This is a genomic window from Pseudoalteromonas sp. APC 3694 (genome assembly GCF_030407565.1).
GTDB classification, from domain to species: Bacteria; Pseudomonadota; Gammaproteobacteria; order Enterobacterales; family Alteromonadaceae; genus Pseudoalteromonas; species Pseudoalteromonas tetraodonis.
Map to the genome: position 1 here is coordinate 40,528 of NZ_JASDDE010000010.1, position 22,588 is coordinate 63,115.

Genomic DNA, 22,588 nt, shown 5'->3' on the forward strand with positions numbered 1-22,588 from the left:
AATTTAAAGATTGGTACGTAGATTGCTAATGTTAATAACTATTAAAAAATGTTTATATTAAGGTAAATGGATGAGTCTCGAAAATGTTCAAATCTTCAAAACTGCTCGTCGATTGTTAACAGGCGAAAATGCGAGTTATTTATTACCTAAAGAAATGCTTAGTTTGAAAATTAAGCGTCCTTTGATTGTGACCGACCGAGGCGTCTTGAAAGCAGGGATTATCGAACCAATTATGACTTTGCTCAATGAGAATGGCATTGCAGATATTTTCACTTATAGCGATATTTCGGCAGAACCTGAAACTCATATTGTGCAAGCATGTTGTAATGTCTTTGATCAGAACCTATGCGATGGGGTGATCGCAATTGGTGGCGGAAGCGCTATGGACACCGCGAAAGCAGTGGCTGTATTCAGTGGTGAAACCAAACCGTTGACGGAGTTATTTGGTGAAGATAATGTTGCGGTGCGAACGATACCGCTAATATGCATGCCAACTACAGCAGGTACGGGTTCTGAAGTCACCAACATATCCATTCTGTTAGATGTTCAAGCGGAGCTCAAAAAGGGAATCGTTAGCAATGAACTACTGCCAGATGTTGCAATTGTAGCGCCTGAACTAACGTTGAGTTGCCCCGCATCAGTAACCGCAGCAAGCGGAGTTGACGCTTTAGTTCATGCAGTTGAAAGCTATCTCTCTAATTTCTCCTCTGAGATTACACGGTCAATATCTATCGGTGCAATTCCAATGATTATTGAGGCCTTACCTATTGCTTATAAAGACCCTGCCAACATTCAGGCGCGTGAACAAATGGCTACTGCTAGTCTGATGGCTGGCCTAGCTTTTGGTAATGCAGGAGTTGGTGCGGTGCATGCCCTTGCGTACCCTATAGGGGGACGGTTTCATTTATCGCACGGAATTAGTAATGCCCTCATGTTCTCTCATGTTATGAGATGGAATTATTCGGCTTGTCCAGAGAAGTTTAGAGACATCGCTATAGCAATGGGCGCGAATAACGCGATTAGTTTGGTAGACTCTGGAGCCTATGTTGTCGAAAAAATTGAATCTTTATGTGAAATCGTAGGCATTCCGAGAAGACTTCGTGATTACGGAATTAAACAAGAGGACATAAGTGAATTGGCCAATGCCGCTAGCGGTGTTACGCGTTTGTTACGCAATAATCCACGAGAGCTCAGTGTTCAAGATATTGAAGCCATTTATACAGAAGCTTTTTAAGGGGTAAGTTATGTCATTATGGAAGAAGCGAGTCGCAGGGGATGAAGCACCATTTTTCCCACTAGGTCCTTTTAAAGTCCGTTTACCATTTATTCATTATCGCTTTGAATGGCCAGATTATCTGCAAGGGCTACTTATGTGCGCTGTCGATTTAGCCGCTATCTCACTAATGACTGAATTGCTCGGTATGCCATTCGAGGCTGCACTTGCAATTGTTATGATTAATGGCTTTTTCTATTTGTTACATCATTTATTGGGAGACCCCGTCGTGCCTGGCTGGATCACACCAGCAATCCCTCTTTTAATGATCTATGTGTCGACATTTCCGGAAGGCGAAGCGCGGGTCCATGCTTTGATTGCGTTCCAGATGATGCTCGGTTTATTCGCAATGCTACTAGGTGCATCTGGAGCGGCAAAACGCGTTGTTCATATTATACCAAGTGCAATTAAAGCAGGTGTAATTATGGGCGCAGGCCTTGCTGCTGTTGCTGTTGTATTCAAAGAGGGCGGGCGATTTGAAACTTACCCATTCACGATCACTATTGCGGTAGGCATCGCCTTTTATCTTATTTTCTCTAAGCACTTTGCTAGGTTGAAACAACACCATTGGAGCTTTCGCTTTCTTGGCAACCTTGGCGTGTTCCCAATCATCGCTCTGGCCATCATTGTTGCCCCCATACTCTCTGAAGCGCCATGGCCTGACATTGAGTGGGGAATTACAAAACCCGATTTTGTCACGATGTTTACCGAATATACGGTATTTGGTGTGGGCTTTCCGCCAATAATAATGTTTCTAACTGCAATTCCAACGGTTCTCGCTGCTTACATTGTGTTGTTTGGTGATGTATTGCAAAGTAAATCAATCTTAGAAGAGGCGGATGAAGCTCGCCAAGATGAAAAAATTGATTACGACCCTGATCGCGCTCATATGATTTTTGGCGCTCGTAACCTTGGGATGAGTATTTTAGGTCCTGATGTTGCGATGTGCGGCCCTTTATGGGCAGCCATGCACGTGGTTATCGTGGAAAGGTATAAACAAGGTAAAAAGGCGATGGATTCTGTTTTTGGAGGCGCGGGCTCATTCCGTTGGGGAACCAATACGGGCCTTTTACTATTACCAGTGGTCAGTTTAGTGCAACCAATTTTAGGTATCGCGTTGGCATTAACATTGTTAATCCAAGGTTATGTGAGTGTTCGAATTGGCATACAAGAAGCGCGTTGTGACAGTGATCTAGGGATCGCCGGGGTGATAGCTGCAATCCTTGTAATTAAAGGTGCTACTTGGGCATTTGCCGCCGGAATACTACTTTGTTTTTTAATTTACGGCTGGCGTTTACGTGAAGGAAAAGGCGATAAAGATAGGAACAAAAGCAATGTTTCTTGATGAAAACTTGCAGCGAGTGATAGACGCCATGAGTGATGGTGTTTATATCACCGATGGCTTCGGCGTCACTGTTACTATTAATAAAGCGTATGAGCGCATTACAGGACTTAACAAGCGCAACCTCATTGGCAAGCACATGTCCGAAATTGTCAAAGCGGGTTTCATTTCTCGCTCGGTCTCGCTTGAAGTGCTGAAAGAACTTGGCGCTGTGACCATTGTTCAAACTATTGGCAATGACCACAAGATCTTTGTTTCGGGCACACCAATGTTTGATGCACAAGGTCGAATTGAATATGTCGTTACTACAGTCAGAGATATCACTGAACTCTCAAAGGCTAAAAGAGCAGAAGAAAAGCTAGAGCAAATATTTAAACTACGAGAGCACTATGGTGCATCAGTCGAAAATGCTGATAACCAAGCGTCTTTCATTATTAGTAGAAATACTAAAGCCTGTTATGACTTGGCTAAAAAAGTAGCCACCTCAAGCGCAAAAATAATTATTCAGGGCGAAACGGGAACGGGAAAAACACTGCTGGCAAGCACAATCCATCAATACAGCAAAGTCTGTGACGGTCCATTTATTGAGCTTAATTGCGCAGCAATGCCTGAGTCATTGCTCGAGGCTGAACTTTTCGGCTACGTGCCTGGCGCTTTTACTGGCGCATTGAGTAAAGGCAAAACCGGACTACTAGAAGCGGCTAACAATGGCACACTATTTCTCGACGAAATAGGTGATCTACCTCTTAGTTTACAAGCAAAGCTACTCAAAGTGATTGCTGAGCACCGTTTTATTCCCGTCGGTGGCACTGAGTTTAAAACCACCAACTTCCGTTTGATTTCGGCAACGCATCACGATCTCAAGCGTTTGGTTGAAGCTAAGTTATTTAGAGAAGACCTACTGTACCGTTTAAACGTTGTGCCTATTAGCCTGCCTCCTTTGAGAGAAAGAACCGATGAAGTTAAACCTCTACTCGAGCACTTTATTCAACACTTTAACCACAAGTATGAATTGGATTGTCGATGGCATCCCGACCTCATTGCGCAGTTAAGTTCGTATGATTGGCCGGGCAATATTCGCGAGTTAATCAATCTAACAGAGCGCTTAGTTGTTACGGCAAATGAATCTTTAATTACGGTGGCTCAATTACCAAAAGAGCTTGCTATTAAGAAGGTGATGAACTCAGGAACTCATACATTGAAATCTCAAGTGGAGGCCTTGGAGCAACAATTAATCACCGAAGCTTTGCTTGAGCACGGAACAACTCGAGCAGCTGCGAAAGCACTTGATATAGATCAGTCAACCTTAGTTAAAAAACAAAAGCGTTGGCGTCAACATAACAATGAGGAACAAGAAGACGATGTTTGATATTGAAGCTTTAAAATTGCGTCAAGAGGCTTTTATCAATGGTGAATGGGTATCAGGGGCCAGTGTAAAAGGACAATCAATTTTAAATCCAGCGACGGATGAAAAAATTGGTTCTGTCCCTTGTTTAAGCCGCGAACAAATTGATGCTTGCATCGTTGATGCCGAGGTAGCTTTTTATAAATGGCGTGATGTTAGCGTGCGCCAGCGTTGTGCACTTCTGGCAAAATGGGCAGAGAAAATAACGAATGACAGAGAGCGAATTGCAAAAATCCTAACCTTGGAACAAGGAAAGCCCCTGCATGAGGCGCTCGGTGAAATAGATTACGCCATCAGCTATGTCAATTGGTACGCCCAGCCTTCACTGATGGAGCACGGTGGTGTTCTGCCTTTTGCAGAAAACGCAGACACAATGATTGTCACTAAAGAGCCTGTTGGTGTGTGTGGTGCTATTACACCTTGGAATTTTCCCGCTGCAATGATTACTCGTAAAGTTGCTCCAGCCCTAGCCGCGGGTTGTACTATGATTGTAAAACCTGCTCCTGACACTCCATTTACTGCCTTAGCTTTGGTTGAGTTAGCTGCGCAAGCAGGTATTCCTGCTGGTGTCTTAAATGTAGTGACCGGCGAGGCAGAAGTCATCGGTCAATGTTTAACGCAAAGTCATATTGTTCGTAAGTTGAGCTTCACGGGCTCTACTGGTGTTGGAAAATACTTAATGGCCGCATCCGCCACGAACGTAAAACGATTATCTTTGGAGCTTGGTGGAAATGCACCATTCATCGTGAGCGAAAATGCTGACATAGAAAGCGCGGTACAAGGAGCTATGGTTTCCAAGTTTCGCAATGCTGGGCAGACCTGTGTTTGTGCCAATGCTTTTTACGTCCATGAAAGTATCTATGACGACTTTTCCCAACTACTTGTCGAGCGTGTAAGCAAATTAACCTTAGGTTTAGGCTCTCAAGATGGCGTTGATATGGGGCCTTTAATTAATCAAGAAGCCTTAGAAAAAGTGGAATCCTTGTTACAGGATGCCGTAACAAAAGGAGCTGAAGTAGTATGTGGTGGAGAACGCTGGGAACAATCACCAAATTGGTTTAAACCCACTGTTTTAAATTCTGCAACGATTGAAATGGACTGCGTAAAACAAGAGATATTTGGTCCTATCGCACCCTTGATAAAGTACAGCGATGAGAACCAGCTACTAGCGCATTTACGCGCGCAAAATACTGGGTTGGCGGCCTACTTTTACAGTTCTAATTTAGCTCAAATTAAACGAATTTCACGCGTAATCGAAGCAGGGATGATCGGTGTTAATACGGGGTTGATTTCTGATGCAGCAGTCCCTTTTGGCGGTATTAAGTCCTCTGGTGTTGGTCGTGAGGGCGGTAAGCAGGGAATCGAGGAATATCTGGAAACAAAGTACATAAAAGTGTGTTAGCAACAAAATAATAATATTGACGTCTTCAACAACAAAGGAAAAAACTATGAAATGTATAACAAAACTACTTAATGTTGCGATTGCAAGTGCTCTACTAGCTTCGGCAGGTGCAGCTTTAGCTGAAACGAGCCCAATCGAAGAGTTACAAAAAGACATGCCAAACAACTGGACTAAATGGGGTAAAGAGAACCAAATTGGTGCACTTAATTATCTAGATAATGAGCAAGCGCTAAGAGGTGTAAAAGCGGTTAAAACAGGTGAAACTTTTACCCTTCAACTACCACTTACTCATGGTATCGGTCCTGTTTTTCCCGGTAGAGTGCCAGCAAGACACTTTATGACCCAAGATCAAAGTATGTATTCAACTGGCAAGTTAGACGCATTAGCGGGTGGTGTGAAATATTCAGATGATGCGGTATTCATGTATCTACAAGGTACTACACATATGGATGCGCTTGGTCATGCTTGGTATGGTGATAAAGTATTCGGTGGCGTATCTGCTGATAGCACCGTGCATGGTCATGACCATGTTGATGTTGGTGTACTGGGAGAGCATGGTGTCGTTGGTCGAGGTATTCTGTTAGATGTTGGCCGTTTGAAGGGGGGTAAATCAGGCCGTCTTCCTGTTAGCAGTTGCATTACACTGGATGATTTGAAGGAAACAGCGAAAGCTCAAAACGTCAAAGTTGAAAAGCGTGACATACTGTTAATCCGCACTGGTTCTGTAGGTCGCTTTTATGCCGATACTCCTGATGCACCATGGTCAGCTACAACTGAGCCTGGGCTGTGTTATAGCAAAGAACTAATAAGATGGGTTGATAACATGGAAATTCCTGTTATTGCGGCTGATAATCTAGCTGTAGAGCTTGTGCCACAAAATATCAATGGTCAAGATTATGTGATTCCTCTACATGGCGCGTTAATTCGTGACCTTGGTGTAGTATTGAGTGAATTATATTGGTTAGATGATTTAGCAAAAGACAGTGCTGAAGACGGTCAGTATACATTCCTATTTTCTGCGGCAGCCTTGAAAATGAAAAAAGGGTCAGGTTCTCCAATTAATCCGATAGTAATTAAATAATAAAGCGCTAAACTACTGTAATAACTGTGCTAGGTTATTACAGTAGTTTAGTTACAGTCAGCAGGGGACACTACCTAGGTTTTAAAGTGTCATTGTAATAGACTGCTGATATCGGCGCTGGTTCGCATAATTCATTTAAGCGCGCCGCGATTTAACCATACTACTACGCCACGGCTCAATGCTACGTGTTTTTTCATGGCCATTTCATAATTTAAATTATGAAATGGTAAGTCGGGTTTATAAGGGTTTTATTTAACAGATCTTTCTCCAGTTAAATACTCTATCGAATCTATCAGGCGCTTAACTGCTTTATCTGGGATGTCATCAAAACCCACAGCATACTTTTTCATGTACTCATAGGTTGCAGTTATTATTGAGGGGGGATTACCGATTGAACCAGTTTGTCCCGTGAAACCTTAGCTCTCCATGCTATTTAACTAATTGCTTATATGTCATCAACTATGTACGCATATAAAGTCTTTATTTGAGGGTTATTAAGCCTAATGATGGTAAGCTCATTACCGAATAACACAAGCAACTGCAATAACTTCAAGTAATGTAGTAGACTTACATTAATATCAAAAGTACAAAAGCATAGTTTTACTTTTAGTACCCACATTAGTACCCATAGGCTACGGCCTTTAATTAAAGGTCATATAAATCAAATGAGTAGAGCTGGAATACAGTGGTTCCCTGGGCACATGAATAAAGCCCGAAATGAAATTAAAGAAATAATGCCACAAATGGATGTGATCATTGAAGTGCTAGATGCGCGCATTCCTTACAGTAGCGAAAACCCGATGGTGGCTACCTTACGAGAAGGTAAGCCGGTCATCAAAATTTTGAATAAAGCCGATTTAGCTGATCCTAAAATGACGCAAACCTGGAAAGACTATTTTGAGCAAGAAAATGGCGTAAAAGCCATTGCATTTGGTAACGATAAAGCGGCTGAAGTGCATCGTATTAATGAGCTATGTAAAAAGTTAGTGCCGCATAAAGTTGGTGCCGATAAGCAAATTAAAGCCATGATAATGGGTATTCCTAACGTAGGTAAATCGACGCTCATAAATGTGCTTGCTGGGCGTATAGTGGCTAAAACAGGTAACGAGCCTGCAGTAACTAAGGCGCAGCAACGTATTAAGCTTGATGATGGCATTATGCTTTACGATACGCCAGGGATGCTGTGGCCAAAAGTAGAGAACGAAAACTCAGGTTATCGTTTAGGCGCAACCGGTGCGATACGTGATACCGCTATTGAGTACGAAGAAGTAGCAAGTTACACCGCTGAGTATTTATTGCATGCTTATCCTGAGCTTTTAAAGGCACGTTATAAGTTAGATGAGCTACCAGAAAGTGATTGGGAGTTTGTTGAAATGGCGGGTAAAAAACGCGGCTGTATTCGCGGTGGTAACCAAATCGATACGTATAAAATGTCAGAAATTCTAATTAATGAATTACGAGATGGTATTATTGGCCGTATCACCATGGAAACACCTACCATGCGTGAAGAGGAAGAAATAATGGTGGCTGGATTGCGCGCTGCTGCAGAGGCTAAAAAGCAAGCCAAAGAAGAAGAGAAAAAACAACGCCGAGCACGTGCACGAAAAAACCGTCGTTAATTTATAAAAGCGCAGGTTAAGGCCTTACGCACTAAATTACAGACATAAAAAAAGCCCGTAAGGGCTTTTTTAGTTTCATATCTACCGTCACCGATATGAGCAATGTAGCAAGTAAATGAGTAGGGCGGAAACAGGTCATAAACAGCAAGGGGCGTTGTGGTTTATAACAGGTTTCCATAGCTGTTAACGTGCGCCACACGTTGTTTCAGGGTCGAGAAACAAATGAACTTTTCCGTCACAAGAAGTATGCTTTACCGTCTTGTTGATATTGATTATCAGTTAGATTTGTCGAACTGTCAATACTCAATTGAAAATAATTCTCATTAACTTTGAGCTGATTGTATATTAAATTACAGGCATAAAAAAAGCCCGTAAGGGCTTTTTAGTTTCATATCAACCGTCACCGATATGAGCAATGTAGCAAGCAAGTAATAGACGATTATCTGCAATCAATATCAAGGGGCGTTGTGATTAATAACAGATAATCTTGGCTTTAACGTGAGCCACACGTTGTTTCAGGGTCGAGAAACAAATGAATTTTACCGTCACAAAAAGCAATGTACTTCCTCCTTGTTGAGATTGATTATCAGTTAGATCTAAGTAACTGTCAACACCTAAATACAAATAATTCTCATTTTAATTTTTGTTCATTTATAGCACTAAAGTAAGGGCTGTAAAACGGATTTCATGTTGCGGGGAAAACACTACTTTATAGCTACTATTAAATAAGCTGAAGCGAAGCTACTGGGAAAAAGTAGTCTGCCACTAACCGGTGTTGCCTGTATTAATAAAGTAATTACGGATCTAGCCTTATTAGAAATTAAAGACGGCGCTTTTCACTTATTAGAACGCGCCCCCGGTGTAAGTGTTGATGAAATTAAAGCTAAAACGGCGGGTAATTTAGTTATTTGTGACAAAGTCAAAACCATGACTTTTGAGTAATTTTACTAATGATGGGCATGGAGCAAAATAATTTTATATGCTTCATGCCATCACTGCATTGCACTTACTAAGCACTTAATTCATTTAAATTCAGTTTATAACGGGCCCCTATCAAGCCTATCTCATACCCCAAAATATCTTTAAAGCAAGTTTTTTATAAATTGATTGCATTTTAAGCGACTTCAATGGTGATGTTCGCTTTAAGTAATGCTATACTCCCGCCGAATAATTTATCGACTTTATTAAGAGTAAAATTAATGGCAGATTTATCGAAGTACAGAAACATTGGTATTTTCGCGCACGTTGATGCGGGTAAAACCACAACTACTGAGCGTATCCTAAAGCTTACAGGTACAATCCACAAAAGCGGTGAGACACATGATGGTGAGTCTACTACCGATTTCATGGAGCAAGAAGCTGAGCGCGGTATTACTATCCAGTCTGCGGCAGTAAGCTGTTTCTGGAAAGATCACCGTTTTAACGTTATCGATACTCCTGGACACGTTGACTTCACCGTTGAAGTTTACCGTTCACTTAAAGTATTAGATGGCGGTGTGGGTGTATTCTGTGGTTCTGGTGGTGTTGAGCCACAATCAGAAACTAACTGGCGCTACGCGAACGAATCAGGTGTTGCACGTATTATTTTCGTAAATAAATTAGACCGTATGGGTGCTGATTTTTACCGTGTAACTGAGCAAGTACAAAAAGTACTTGGTGCTGTTCCATTAGTTATGACTTTACCAATTGGTATTGAAGACGAATTCGTAGGTGTTGTAGACGTTTTAAACAAACAAGCATATGTTTGGGATGAGACAGGTCTTCCTGAGAACTACTCAATTGTTGACGTTCCTGCAGACATGGTAGAAAAAACTGATGAATACCATGAGTTCCTAGTTGAAACTGCTGTAGAGCAAGACGATGACCTAATGGAAGCGTACATGGAAGGTGAAATGCCTTCAGTTGAAGATATCAAGCGTTGTATCCGTAAAGGTACTCGTGACCTTGCGTTCTTCCCTACATACTGTGGTTCTGCATTCAAAAACAAAGGTATGCAATTAATCCTTGATGCTGTTGTTGATTACTTACCAGCTCCTACAGAAGTTGATCCTCAACCTCTTATGGATGAAGAAGGTAACGAAAACGGCGAGCACGCAATTGTATCTGCAGACGAACCTTTCAAAGCGTTAGCATTCAAAATCATGGATGACCGTTTTGGTGCGTTAACATTCGTACGTATTTACTCTGGTAAGCTTAACAAGGGTGATACTATCCTTAATGCATTTACTGGTAAAACTGAGCGTGTTGGCCGTATGGTTGAGATGCAAGCTGATGATCGTAAAGAGCTTACTTCAGCGCAAGCGGGCGATATCATCGCTATCGTTGGTATGAAGAACGTGCAAACTGGTCACACTCTTTGTGATCCTAAGCACCCAGTAACACTTGAGCCAATGGTATTCCCAACTCCAGTAATCTCGATTGCTGTACAGCCTAAAGATAAAGGCGGTAATGAGAAAATGGGTGTTGCTATCGGTAAAATGGTTGCAGAAGATCCATCTTTCCAAGTTGAAACTGATGAAGATTCAGGTGAAACTATCCTTAAAGGCATGGGTGAGCTTCACTTAGATATCAAAGTAGATATCCTTAAGCGTACTTACGGTGTAGACCTTATCGTTGGTCAACCACAGGTTGCTTACCGTGAAACTATCACTCGTGAAATCGAAGATAGCTACACGCATAAGAAACAATCTGGTGGTTCTGGTCAATTCGGTAAAATCGATTACCGTATCAAGCCTGGCGAAGTGGGTTCTGGTTTCACGTTCACATCTTCAGTTGTTGGTGGTAACGTACCTAAAGAATTCTGGCCTGCAGTTGAGAAAGGCTTTAAGTCAATGATGAACGAAGGTGTTCTAGCTGGCTTCCCAGTACTTGATGTTGAAGTTGAACTTTTCGACGGTGGCTTCCACGCCGTGGATTCATCAGCAATCGCTTTCGAAATCGCAGCTAAAGGCGCTTTCCGTCAGTCTATCCCTAAAGCGGGTGCACAACTTCTTGAGCCAATCATGAAAGTTGACGTGTTCACGCCAGAAGATCACGTAGGTGATGTAATTGGTGACCTTAACCGTCGTCGTGGTATGTTAAGCAATCAAGAAGCTGGTTTAACTGGCGTTCGTATTAAAGCTGACGTACCGTTATCAGAAATGTTTGGTTACATCGGTTCACTACGTACAATGACATCAGGTCGTGGTCAGTTCTCTATGGAGTTCTCACACTATGCACCATGTCCAGCTAACGTAGCTGAAACTGTAATCGCTGCAGAAAAAGAGAAAAAAGCGGCTAAGTAATTAGCACTCTAACTCTTTAAAAAAACCCGCACTTGCTGCGGGTTTTTTATTGTTTAACTTTTATAAAGCATGATTGATTTAAAGATAATGAAGCCCGTCGTATTAAATGAGCATGGTTAAAAAAATGAGTGTAAACGCAGCTAAAAAAAAGGAGCAACACAAGGTTGCTCCTTTTTTATTTGTAGTGGTATTAACTTAGCTTATTTGCAGTTTTTGTGATGAGTGCTTTAAACTTCTTTCGATGTGATTCACTATTAAAGTTCTGAATAGGCATTGTCACTTTATGTTCTAATGGTAACAGCGGTGTTGCTGTTGAATAACGCCCTACAGGTGGAACGGCTATCTCTTTGAGGTGTACTTTAAGAGCTGCTAATGTTGCATCATTATCTACTTCACTCGGGCAGAGGAAAATGCCCCACTGCCTTAGCTTAATGCCTAGCTTGATACTACTTGAGTAACGCACAATAGGAGCAGCGAGGATGAGCCCTAATAAAATAGGAGATAACCACCAAAAAAAGACCGGTGTAAAGTAATAAGCAACGCTACCCCATACAATGGCAACAAGCGAAGAAAACAATGTATAACTAAACGCTTCTTTCCATGGCACCATTCTGCCTTCACGCGGTTGAGCGTCCCATTTTACTTTTTTACCTAAAAATACACAGACTACAAAATATGCATGAAAAACCATCATTAATGGTGCCACAATAATGGCAAACACGGTTTCAATTATAGATCCTAAAGTAAGTTTTAATGCACCACCAAAGCGCTGCTTACGGTGTACTAAGGTAACAATCACGCCCATGAGTTTAGGCAATAATAAAATAATGATAGTTAGGTAAAGTAATGAGTCAATGAGTTCTGTTTTGGCTATTTGCCAAGTTGGAAATAGTTGATAGGCGCGATTAAAATAGACATCGCTATTTAAAGCGCGTGTTACCGCATCTATGGTACTTAACGCCAGCATAGATAACCAAATGAGTGATGATATATACGCGGTTGCACCCAGTAAAAAATGCAGCTTACTCATTAGCTTTAATTTTGCTGATGATAATAAGCCAAGGTGTTGAATATTACCTTGAACCCAGCGTCTATCGCGTACAGCATAATCTAATATGTTGCTCGGAACTTCCTCGTAACTGCCTTCAATATCGGCAAGTAATAATACGTCCCAATTCGCGCTATGTAATAAAGAGGCTTCCACAAAATCATGACTTAAAATTTCACCACCAAAAGGCGCTTTACCTTTTAGTGTTGGCAAGCCACAGCAATCAATAAATGCTTTGACGCGAATAATGGCATTATGGCCCCAGTAATTGGCTTTGTCGGTCTGCCAAAAAGCAGAGCCGGTAGCTAACATTGGACTATAAAGAATTGAAGCGAACTGTAAAAAGCGTCCAAAAAAAGTATCTTGGCGCACAGGAATAGGGATAGTCTGAATCAATCCCGCTTGTGGATTATTTAGCATACTGGTAGTGAGCTCTAGCATGCATTGGCCAGTCATCACACTATCGGCATCCAATACAATCATATGCTCGTATTGGCTACCCCAGCGCTCACAAAAGTCGGTTAAGTTACCCACTTTACGATGTTTGTTATCTTCACGGCGACGATAAAATACCTGCTTTGCAGTATCACCTAAGCGCTCACATAACGCATGCCATGCACTTAATTCATTACTAACAATAGTTGCGTCTTGTGTATCGCTTAGTAAATAAAAATCAAAGTGTTTTAATTGCCCTGTCGCTTTTAATGATTGTAAGCTGACTTCAAAGCCTGCAATCACTCTGTGCGTATCTTCGTTATATATAGGCATAACCACAGCTGTTTTTTGCTGTGATAGTGCTTCACTGTTAATAGAGACCGGCTTTATTTTTTTAAGTGTGAGTGGATCTATCCGAAATAGCTGCAGTATAAAACCAATACAACCACTACAAAATGCGGTGACTATCCACGCAAAAGTAATAGAAAATAAAGCAAGAAGTGCATACTCAAGCAAGGTCATGCCATTTGAGTTTAAAATTTCAAACATAATTGAAATGCCATAGCCTGAAAGACCAATAGCAGCGATAGCAAATAACCACACACGAAGTGTTTTAAGAGGCATCGGCGTGCCTGTGCTTTGTTTACTTGATGTCATTTGGATACCAAACATAGCTCCATACCTCGCTCACTTCTTTATTACGTAGCTTTAGCGATAAACGCATATCTACAGGATCACTACCTTGGGGAGCGACTTTAAAAGCAACACGCCAACCTAATGATTTTGGTAATTTTTGCACTGTAATATCGCGGGCTTCACCGGTAGTCAGCTGAAGATCTGCGCTAAGTGCTAATTTTGCTGATAACTGATTGATATCAGGGCCGGTAAAGTCAACAGTAAATTGACGATGGCTTTTTGGCGGTGGATTATCTTCACCAGGTAATGCGGCACTACCAATACGCGTTCTAGCTACTTTGGCCAAATTATTTTGGCTTAGATAATCATTAAACGTCGTCATCTTATAGCTAAACTTTAATGCCTCTCCTGCTTTGAACGGCTTTTCAGGAACCCAATAACTTACAATATTATCGTTTGTTTCAGTATCTGTTGGAATTTCTACTAGCTCAACACGGCCATTGCCCCATTCACCTTGTGGTTCTATCCAAAGGCTAGGGCGGTCATGGTAATGCGCTTCTATATCAAAGTAGTTATTAAAGTCACGGTCACGCTGCACAAGGCCAAAGCCTTTTGGATTCTCATATGAAAAAGAGGTTACACTGAGTTGGGATGGATTATTAAGCGGACGCCATACCCAATTACTCTCTTGTGACTGCGTGAGCAAACCATCTGAATCATGTACTTCAGGGCGGTAATCATCAAAAAACTTAGTGCTATTTTCACCGTGATAAAACATGCTCGTTAATGGCGCTATACCTAGCTTTTTAACATCTTTACGCGCAAAAATTTGCATGTCGACGTTAACTCGTGTCTGTGTGTTTGGGTCTATTTCAAACTTGTAGGCTCCCGCTACCGATGGGCTATCGAGTAAAGCAAAAATAGTAATATTAGTTTGCTCTGGTGTTGGTTTTACTAACCAAAACTCTTTAAATGAAGGAAACTCTTCACCAGATGTTTGTGCGGTATCAATTGCCAATCCGCGTGCTGATAAGCCATAAACTTGATTAGGTCCAACTAGGCGAAAATAAGAAGCGCCCTGAAACACCATAATTTCATCTTTATAGTCATCGTTATTTAGTGGGTAGTGCAATCTAAAACCAGCATGCCCTAACTGTGTACCTTCAACACTTTTCGCTATTTCATCTTTTAGGTATGCTGCTGTTCCATCATATTGATAAAAGTCTGTGCTAAATGGGAGACGGCTAAGCTTGGCATCTTGATCAACGATATTGATTTTGACTGGGGTTTTATATAAAAAACCTGGGTGAAATAGTTGCAGCTCATAAAGCCCTTCATCTTTCCATACCGATTGATCGTGTTTGAAGCGAATTGAGCGGTAGTCTTGATAATCAATACTATTGAGCGCTTCTATTTGTATGTTTTTAGGTGCAATGTAATCTTGCTCAGCAAGCTTTTTAGCACGCGCACTTATCACATCAAATAAGCTGCCTTGTGGTATTGCCGCTTCTAATGAGGTTGCTGCAATGGCGTTGTTCGTTCCCCACAGTGAAAAAACTATCAACATCCCTACCAAAGGTTTAAAAGCCCTTTGACAAGTTGATATAAGGTGAATGCGTTCTTTCATTTTGAATCCTTTATAAAAATATATTTACAGCGAGAGTAACGTCTATCTCAATGGTTTTTATATGGGTTAGCAGGACTGGGCAATTATCGTTTTAGCGCAGGTGTAGTAACGCAGCTTCACACTTTGTATTTATTAAACAATAAATGAAAGGTGTGAAATTTGATAAAGGCCATATCAAGGTTTGCATAGATAGTAAGCAATGTTTGCTGAAGCTTGTCTGAATTACATTTGTATAAAAAATAAAAAAGCCGCGAAAGCGGCTTTTGAGTAACTATATAGATATTTTAGGTCACAATACCTAATTGTTAACCGACTAATTAAGCTTAATCAGCATACTTTGTTGCTTTGTACGTTAATTTAACATTACCAAAAGGAATGGCGCCGTTTACACGCACTCGCCACTTACCTTCTTTAGGGTTGGTAAATGAACAGCTTTCGCTATTACCGAAGCTTATTGAGGCGCAATCTTTTCTGAAAAGAGTCGGGTTTCTTTTATGGCGTACAAATAAGTTTGCATCACCCCAGCCACCGTCAAGGCTAACCGTTAGCTCGTCATAACCTTGTGGGATTTCAAAGCTGTAGCTTTTCCACCAAAACCACCCGCCAATATTATTAATTTCGCCAATAATTACTTCAGGTTCTGGCTCAGGTGGCGCGATAATGGTCGAGCGAATATCGACAATAACAGGGTCATGATCTGACGCTCTGTAAGGACCTTGAGCATATAAGGTTGATTGTTGTGCGTCAGATTTAAACTCAACGTTATAATCAAGCGAGATAGGCTCATCGGCATTAATGTGCCAATCGGTTGCACTGACTACTTTATTTAATAAGCTTGGACTGACTAGGGCGTGATCTAAACTACCCGCTCGGCCAGAAAAGCTATAAGAGTAACCTAAAGTGTTGCCATCTAGCTCAGCAACCACATTTTTAAGGCCTTTATCAGCAAATGCACGGATAGGATCTTCCATTGCATAGGCGTTCATGTCGCCAACAAGAATGATATCTTCATCATCAACCCCTGTTGGTTTGCTATTTAACCAATCAGCAAATGCATTGGCGCCAGCAGTTCGAATTTCGTTCCAACATGCTTGGCCGTCATTTTGATCAGCGTTTCCACCAGTTGCACTTCCACAACCACCTTTAGATTTTAAGTGAGCAACGGCAACAGTAAAGACTTCTTCTGTCTCTAAAGACTTAAAGCTTTGCGCAATAGGTGCGCGATTGCTGTAGTCAAAAGGCGCGTCAGTTGTAATCGCTGCTGTTCCTACTTGCTGTACTTTATCAGCACGATAAATAAGCGCGGTAGTAATAGCGTCGGTGCCGATTTTATCAACGCCAAAGTCCACAAATGCATATTGATTTTGACTGTCGGCATCATTAAGTGCATTTACTAAGCTTGCAACTGCGCTAAATTCGCCAAAGCCGTCATTTTCAATTTCCATTAAGCCAATCACATCAGCTTGCATAGCACTGATAGCACTAACTAGTTTGGCCTGCTGACGAATTAATTCTACTTCTGAGTCAGCGCCTCGGCTAGTTGGGAAACCGCCGCCTTGGCCGTCGCCATTAAAGTAGTTAAGTACGTTAAAGCTGGCAACACGTAAATCAGCGTCAGGGTTTAACTCTGGTGCATCGGTACGCGGATTCGTTGCTATAAACTGAGGTGTGACCGTTGGGTGAATACGGTAAGTGCTAAAACTGTACGCTAGGGTGCCAGTAACGGTATTTACTGTATCGCCAGTACGCAGCGTATTCTCTGCTGATAATCCAGGTACAGGGTAAGCAATAGGGTCGCGATTTTGACGAGTTGAGCCATCATCTACGAGTATTTTTTTAGTTAGATTTTGCGCTTCAACCGCATTTGCTGCCGCACCAGGAAGTGCAACTTGTGTCCCTTGATATAAACGTTCGGTGGCAAGCTCTAATTCACCATATCGACCTAAACCATAGTTATTCGTGACAACTAATGGCTGCTCTAGGGTCACCAACATACCTTCAAATGCCTCTAACTCACTTTGATCGATAACGGGTAAAGTGATTTTAGTCGGATAAGCTGAAAGGCTGGTATCACAAATAGCAACTTGGCTAACATTACCAATTTGGGTGGCATCAAAGTACTCTTCAACAGTACCTTGTACGCGAACATGATCGCCAACATTCACATCAGTATTGGTAAAGTAAACAAATACACCTTCAGAAGTAAGGGGATTTGCATCTTCATCACTATTAAGTGAATTTACAAAAAAGCCTTTGAGCTGATCATCTGCTTGGAAATCAGCTGTCACAACGCCTTCAAATTCAACCACAGTGTTAACCAGTGGACTGCTTGCGCCTTCACCTTGAATACTGCTAATTAATGTTTTATCAGCGCCACATAGTAAAGGATCTTCAGGTTCTGGCTCAGGATCTGGATTAGGTGAAGAATTCCCTGCAAAGATACCTAGATCACTAAAATCATCTTGATCAAATTGCAGCCATAGCTCACTTGGATTAAAAGCGCCATCGGCATCAGTGCGTCCGTTTAATTGAGTTTCTTTACGGCGCAGTGTTTTATTTTGTGTTTGTACGCCACCTTCAGACCAAAATGAACCTGGATCTACGCCGCGCTGGCCAAAGCTATCAATAACGGTTGAGCCTTGCGTAAGTACCAGTGCGTCATCACCATTAAAGTTAGTGACGGCGCTGAGTTGATCTGCTTTTTCTTTTAATTCAACTGAAGCATTACCATTAACAATGACATACGTGCTATTAGCAGCAAGTTCACCGGTTAAATCGAGTGTATTGTTTGCCTCTGTATTGCCATTTGAATAGAGACTTAGGGTGTAGCCATCCAATGACAGTGGGGTTGTCGAATTATTAAATAGTTCTACTGCTTTATTATAGCTACTGCCCTCTACGTATTCTGATATAACGAGGTTAGCGGTAGCGGGTGCACTGAGGCTTGCTAACACAAGCGCCAATGGCGTTATTTTTGTTTTCAACATTATTATTTTTTCCCGTGTTTTTGTTTCCCCAAATGGGACGCTTAGTGTAATGAAAAATAATTACAAATAGAATACAGAATGTTAACAATATTAAGTTTTGTTATTTTTTGAGGTAGAACGTACAGTTGTGTGTTTGGTTTTAGGTAAGACAGAGCCTGTGTAGTGTGATTACTATCTATAAAAATAGGGGGTAACGCTGCATAAATGCCAACTATGTGTTGTTCTTAAACATAAAAAAAGGGCAATAAAGCCCTTTTATATCAATATGCTTTTATTACTTATTTAAATAGCGGGCTGCCTGCTTTGCAAAGTAAGTCAGAATGCCATCAGCACCAGCACGTTTAAATGCTAATAAAGATTCCATAATAGTGGCTTCCTCACTCAGCCAGCCGTTATCAATAGCGGCTTTATGCATCGCGTACTCACCACTTACCTGATAAGCAAATGTTGGTACACCAAATTCATCTTTAACGCGGCGTACAATGTCTAAATAAGGCATACCTGGCTTAACCATTACCATATCGGCGCCTTCTTGCAAATCAAGAGCCACTTCGCGAATAGCTTCATCAGAGTTGGCAGGATCCATTTGGTAAGTTTTTTTATCAGCGCCTTTTAAGTTTCCTGCTGAACCGACAGCATCTCTAAATGGGCCATAGTAGCTTGATGCATACTTTGCTGAATAGGCCATAATGCGAGTGTGAATAAAGCCATCGGCTTCAAGGGCTTCACGAATTGCACCAATACGCCCATCCATCATGTCTGATGGGGCAACAACATCAGCACCTGCATGTGCGTGTGATAGCGCCTGCTTAACTAAAATTTCGGTAGTGACGTCATTAATTACATAACCTGCATCATCAATAATGCCGTCTTGACCATGCACAGTAAATGGGTCAAGTGCAGCATCGGTGATCACGCCAAGCTCTGGAAAGGTTTCTTTTAATGCGCGAACAGTTCTTTGTGCTAAGCCATCATCGTTATACGCTTCTTCAGCGAGTAGAGACTTTTTATCTGCAGGGGTAACAGGGAAAATAGCGAGCGCAGGGACGCCTAAATCAACTAATTCTTTAGCTTCTTCTAGCAGTAAATCAATTGATAAACGTTCAATGCCGGGCATCGATTCAATACTTTCACGACGGTTTTTACCTTCAAGCACAAAAACAGGGTAAATAAGATCATTAACACTCAGCTGATTTTCAGCCATAAGGCGACGAGAGAAATCATTACGGCGCATTCTACGCATGCGAGTATATGGGAAAAGGTCTAGTCCAGATTGGGCCATAAGTTATACGCTCCTACTGTGAGATTGGAAAATTAACCACTTGATTGCGGCCATGTTGTTTTGCTAGATAGAGTGCCTTATCGGCACGCTCAGTAAATATTTCAGGGTTATGAACATCATCGGCAATATGAGTATAAACACCGGCACTAATGGTGTATTTAATCGTAGTACCTGCAACACTGACAGTGTTTTTTTCTATTGCGCACCGTATTTGCTCGGCAATAGCTAACGCACCTTGATTATTAGTATTGGGTAGCAGGACGACAAATTCTTCACCACCATAACGCGCCACTTCATCAAGAGGACGTTTTAATTGTTGTTTAATAACATCACAGACTGCTCGAATTACCTGATCGCCGGTTAAGTGGCCATACGTATCGTTGATTGCTTTAAACTTATCTATATCAAGCATAATGATGCTCAAGGGTGTTTGCTCACGGCGTGAACGGCGAATTTCCATGATTATTTTTTTATCAAAAAAGCGTCTATTTTTTACCCCTGTTAGAGCATCTTCCATATTGAGTTGTTCAAGCTCGCGGTTTTTATCTTCAAGTTCCCTAAGTGTGACTTGTAACTCAAAGGTGCGCTCATCAACTTGGTTTTCAAGTTCATGACGAGTGCGCTCTTGTAATTCAATCCGCTCATTTAAGAGCGCATCTTGCGCTGCACTTTTTGCAATCAATGCCTGTTGCGTTGTGACTTGCTCATCGCGTTGTAATATAAATAATTTTATGACGGTGTAGCTTAAACAAAATGAGCAGCTTAATGAGGCCGCGAAGGTGAGTATTAAGCTGGATCTAGTGACGGTATACAGGCCTGTTAACGCAACGGAAAAATGAATGACTACAATTAAAAAGAACCCGAGTGCCATTAATAGAGATTTATTGGGGCTCGTGGGGTTTTTTCGTAGATAAAATAATGTTGTGACAACATGATAACTTAAAATGACAGGAATGCTTAAAATAGCAAACAAAGCCACGCTCGCAGTAGGCAGCAACCCTATAAGTACAATAACCAATGCATATAAGGTGGTAATTATTGTTTGCCCTTTAACTAAGTTGGATTTAATGGGTATGCAAACATGGCGCTGTAAAGGAAGAAACAATACCGTGATCAGCATAAGCAAAATAGGCAGCATTAATTGCTGTAAGGCGGCTATGCTTGGAGAGGCATAACGAAACCCAAAACCACCTATATAAGCTAAAAACAGGCTAAGCATCAGTGTAATCACACCGGCATAGGCAAAATAATGTTTACGTGAAAAAGCAAATAAAACCAAGCTACTGATAGCCAGTGAAAAAATAAATCCAATCAGCAATCCATAAAGCAAGTTAACCATGCTTTTATGGGCTAATAATGCATCTTGTTGCCATAAGGTGAGGGGGACGCGAAGCCCGATTCCCGCATTATTATTAACGTTAAGATAAACGGTGGTTTCGCTGTTAGCGGGAAGTGTTAATTTAACCAGCAAAGACTCACTTTTAATCGCTCTATTAGATAAAGGAAGAGCATCACCAAGATGTTCCGATTTTAGTTGCTTCTCACCCATAAAGTGGTACAGGTATACATTGTTTAGAAGTGGGTTATCTAACGATAAAATTGGCCCTGTTGGCTTATTAAGATAATTATTTAGTTGAAATTTAATCCACACAGGGCGAGTTTCAAGACCTAAATTAAGCGGTTTATTATTAAGTGACTGCCATTGTTGTAAGTTGCTTTGTTGCGCATCTTCTAATGAGTTGGGGGTAAATGAATAATGAATAGACTCTATTTTTTTTGAGCTAAATTCACTATTTATATCAATTGCAGTTGCAGGGAAACAGGATGTAAAAAACACCATGATGAATGCCAGCAAGGTGCTAAAGATGCGCATTATTTTTTCTCTAATCCAAATAAGCGATTAAAGTTTTCACGAGTATGCTTTGCCACTTCAGATGCCGGAATGCCATAAAGCTGAGCAAGCGTGTCACACACATAATGCAGCAATGCTGGCTCGTTTCGTCTTGATTTTGGCTTTGGTTTAACAGTGCGAGGGATTAAAAAAGGTGCATCGGTTTCAATTAATAAACGCTCAATGGGAATGCTTGGGATCAGTTGTTGTAACTCCTTGCCACGTCTTTCGTCACATACCCAGCCGGTAATACCAATATAAAGTCCTAAGTTTAAGTAACCTGAGAGTGCTTGTGCATCACCAGTAAAACAGTGCAGTACACCGCGTACAGTAAACTCATTTAAAATAGCAAGCATATCCTCACTGGCGTCGCGTTCATGCAAATAAACAGGCAGGTTTAGCTTTTCAGCTAATGCGAGCTGACGACGAAACACATCACGCTGCACATCTCTTGGGGAAAAGTCGCGATTGTAATCTAGCCCGCACTCACCTATGGCAATAACCTGCTCATTTTGAGCGAGCTGAGTAAGTTGTTGCTCAAGCTCAGGGGTTGCTGTTTTAGCGTCATGAGGGTGAATACCAGAGGTAGCATATTGATTATAGTGCGCAGCAAGTGCTAATGATTCTTCACTGGAGCTGATATCGCAGCCAATAATTAGCATATGCTTAACACCGACCTCTTTTGCCCGAGCGAGCACTTCTTGATGCTGACCATCAAATTGATGATTAGTTAAATTTACGCCAGCATCAATTAACGTGTATTGCATTATTGAGTGCGTTTTACACGAATTGAGCGGTTTTGATCTGCTTTTTTAAGTAAAAAAGAGTTGAATACGCCACGGCTAATAATAACGGTATCACCTTCATCTAATCTCAAGCTATCTGAGCCAATTTGACGCCATTGCTGATTATTTTCTAAGGTAATAATTAGCTCACCATAAGGGGCTTTTTTAACAGATGAAATCATTGATGTAATAGACTCTTCACCATTTTCCGCAATTTCTTTATGCTCTAAACCAAACTCTTTTGCTTTAGTGGCCACAGGCGCTGTTGCAGCGGGAGCCTCAGCTTTTACATTTGTTTGTGCCGATTTGCTTAGCTGGCTTTGTGCTGGTTGTGTTAATGACTTTCCGGCAATGGTGTTGTCGTAGCAGAGTAAACGATTAAAGTCGTTTTCAATAAAACTACAGGCTTGCAAAGCTTGCTCATTAATAGGAGTAGCGGCTAAAGCCGGTACACTTGCTAAAGCGAGTAAAGAAAGTAAATACTTGTTCAT

14 protein-coding genes and 1 pseudogene are annotated in these 22,588 nt (G+C 41.4%); 8 read left to right on the top strand and 7 right to left on the bottom strand.

What is annotated here, in order from left to right; genetic code table 11:
* Nucleotides 1–70 precede the first annotated feature (70 nt).
* The 8 genes and pseudogenes from QMA00_RS05685 (at nt 71) to fusA (ending at nt 11,406) form a co-directional block, all read left to right on the top strand.
* Nucleotides 71–1,234 carry an iron-containing alcohol dehydrogenase gene (locus QMA00_RS05685; RefSeq protein WP_273001632.1) on the top strand — a complete coding sequence of 388 codons (1,164 nt, stop codon included), beginning with the start codon at nt 71–73 and terminating at the stop codon, nt 1,232–1,234.
* A gap of 10 nt (nt 1,235–1,244) precedes the next feature.
* Nucleotides 1,245–2,618 carry a hypothetical protein gene (locus QMA00_RS05690; protein WP_290156372.1) on the top strand — a complete coding sequence of 458 codons (1,374 nt, stop codon included), beginning with the start codon at nt 1,245–1,247 and terminating at the stop codon, nt 2,616–2,618.
* Nucleotides 2,608–3,984 (top strand): sigma 54-interacting transcriptional regulator, encoded by a 1,377-nt coding sequence (locus QMA00_RS05695; protein ID WP_290156373.1) that lies wholly within the window; start codon nt 2,608–2,610, stop codon nt 3,982–3,984. The genes QMA00_RS05690 and QMA00_RS05695 overlap by 11 nt, the downstream gene beginning before the upstream one ends.
* Nucleotides 3,977–5,422 carry an NAD-dependent succinate-semialdehyde dehydrogenase gene (locus tag QMA00_RS05700; RefSeq protein WP_290156375.1) on the top strand — a complete coding sequence of 482 codons (1,446 nt, stop codon included), beginning with the start codon at nt 3,977–3,979 and terminating at the stop codon, nt 5,420–5,422. Before QMA00_RS05695 ends, QMA00_RS05700 begins: the two co-directional genes overlap by 8 nt.
* A 46-nt stretch (nt 5,423–5,468) precedes the next feature.
* Complete coding sequence (locus QMA00_RS05705; protein ID WP_290156377.1) at nt 5,469–6,503, top strand: cyclase family protein; 1,035 nt, start codon at nt 5,469–5,471, stop codon at nt 6,501–6,503.
* A gap of 665 nt (nt 6,504–7,168) precedes the next feature.
* On the top strand, nt 7,169–8,122 hold the full coding sequence (gene ylqF, locus QMA00_RS05710; RefSeq protein WP_055012320.1) for a ribosome biogenesis GTPase YlqF: 954 nt from the start codon (nt 7,169–7,171) through the stop codon (nt 8,120–8,122).
* Nucleotides 8,123–8,854: 732 nt separating this feature from the next.
* Nucleotides 8,855–9,064: pseudogene (locus tag QMA00_RS05715) on the top strand (succinyl-CoA--3-ketoacid-CoA transferase); the annotation flags it as partial.
* A gap of 257 nt (nt 9,065–9,321) precedes the next feature.
* Nucleotides 9,322–11,406 (top strand): elongation factor G, encoded by a 2,085-nt coding sequence (fusA, locus tag QMA00_RS05720; RefSeq protein WP_076922352.1) that lies wholly within the window; start codon nt 9,322–9,324, stop codon nt 11,404–11,406.
* Nucleotides 11,407–11,596: 190 nt separating this feature from the next.
* On the opposite strand, the gene mdoH is transcribed toward fusA, so the two are convergent.
* The 7 genes from mdoH to QMA00_RS05755 form a co-directional block, all read right to left on the bottom strand.
* Entirely contained in the window at nt 11,597–13,561 is a 1,965-nt protein-coding gene (gene mdoH / locus QMA00_RS05725; RefSeq protein ID WP_076922324.1) for a glucans biosynthesis glucosyltransferase MdoH, read from the bottom strand.
* Nucleotides 13,533–15,152 (bottom strand): glucan biosynthesis protein G, encoded by a 1,620-nt coding sequence (locus QMA00_RS05730; RefSeq protein ID WP_076922323.1) that lies wholly within the window; start codon nt 15,150–15,152, stop codon nt 13,533–13,535. The genes mdoH and QMA00_RS05730 overlap by 29 nt, the downstream gene beginning before the upstream one ends.
* A gap of 323 nt (nt 15,153–15,475) precedes the next feature.
* Complete coding sequence (locus QMA00_RS05735; RefSeq protein ID WP_076922322.1) at nt 15,476–18,139, bottom strand: ExeM/NucH family extracellular endonuclease; 2,664 nt, start codon at nt 18,137–18,139, stop codon at nt 15,476–15,478.
* Nucleotides 18,140–18,413: 274 nt separating this feature from the next.
* Nucleotides 18,414–19,421 carry a porphobilinogen synthase gene (gene hemB / locus QMA00_RS05740; protein ID WP_076922321.1) on the bottom strand — a complete coding sequence of 336 codons (1,008 nt, stop codon included), beginning with the start codon at nt 19,419–19,421 and terminating at the stop codon, nt 18,414–18,416.
* 13 nt (nt 19,422–19,434) lie between these two features.
* Nucleotides 19,435–21,294, bottom strand: coding sequence for a diguanylate cyclase (locus QMA00_RS05745; protein ID WP_076922320.1), 1,860 nt, complete (start codon nt 21,292–21,294; stop codon nt 19,435–19,437).
* A complete protein-coding gene (locus tag QMA00_RS05750) occupies nt 21,294–22,079 on the bottom strand; it encodes a TatD family hydrolase (RefSeq protein ID WP_076922319.1) in 786 nt (261 codons plus the stop codon). The genes QMA00_RS05745 and QMA00_RS05750 overlap by 1 nt, the downstream gene beginning before the upstream one ends.
* The gene (locus QMA00_RS05755) at nt 22,079–22,588 is read right to left on the bottom strand and encodes a hypothetical protein (RefSeq protein WP_076922318.1); all 510 of its coding nucleotides are present in this window, start codon (nt 22,586–22,588) and stop codon (nt 22,079–22,081) included. The genes QMA00_RS05750 and QMA00_RS05755 overlap by 1 nt, the downstream gene beginning before the upstream one ends.